Origin of the sequence: Streptomyces flavochromogenes, assembly GCF_000717595.1 — a bacterium.
Lineage (GTDB): Bacteria > Actinomycetota > Actinomycetes > Streptomycetales > Streptomycetaceae > Streptomyces > Streptomyces flavochromogenes.
Genome location: NZ_JNZO01000105.1, coordinates 1 through 466 on the forward strand (window position 1 = coordinate 1; position 466 = coordinate 466).

The window sequence follows — 466 nt, forward strand, 5'->3', positions numbered from 1 at the left end:
CTCCCCCGGCACCCCCGGGGCCACCAGCTCCAGGTTCGCGTCCAGAACGTAGGCGTGCTTGCCGGCCAACGGACCACCCACCGGAATGCTCGCCGCACCCGCGGCCACCCCCGGCTCGATCACGAACACCGTCGTGAACCCCATACTCTCCGCCGGACCATAACCGTTCAGCAGATGCAGCTGCGGGTGATCGGCCAGAGCCCTGGCCGTGTGGGCCGGGGACGCCGCTTCTCCTGCGGTCATGGCCTCCTTGACGTGGGTGAAGGTCTGCGGGTGTTCGTCGAGCATGTGGTTGAAGAGGCTCGCCGACATCTGGAGCGAAGTGACCTGGTGCCGTTCGACCAGCTCTGCGATCAGATGGGGATCGGTGTGCTGGCCGGGCTGGAGGACACACACCCCGCCGTGCAGCAGCGGACCGAAGACCTCAAGGGCGAACGCGTCCCACGACACCGGCGAGCACTGCAGG

At 67.8% G+C, this 466-nt stretch carries 1 protein-coding gene; it reads right to left on the reverse strand.

The annotated features are described in order from the left end of the window. A partial coding sequence (locus tag IF00_RS0140450; protein ID WP_030327139.1) for an AMP-binding protein occupies positions 1 to 450 on the reverse strand: 450 nt, incomplete at its 3' end. Between the last annotated feature and the right edge of the window lie 16 nt (positions 451 to 466).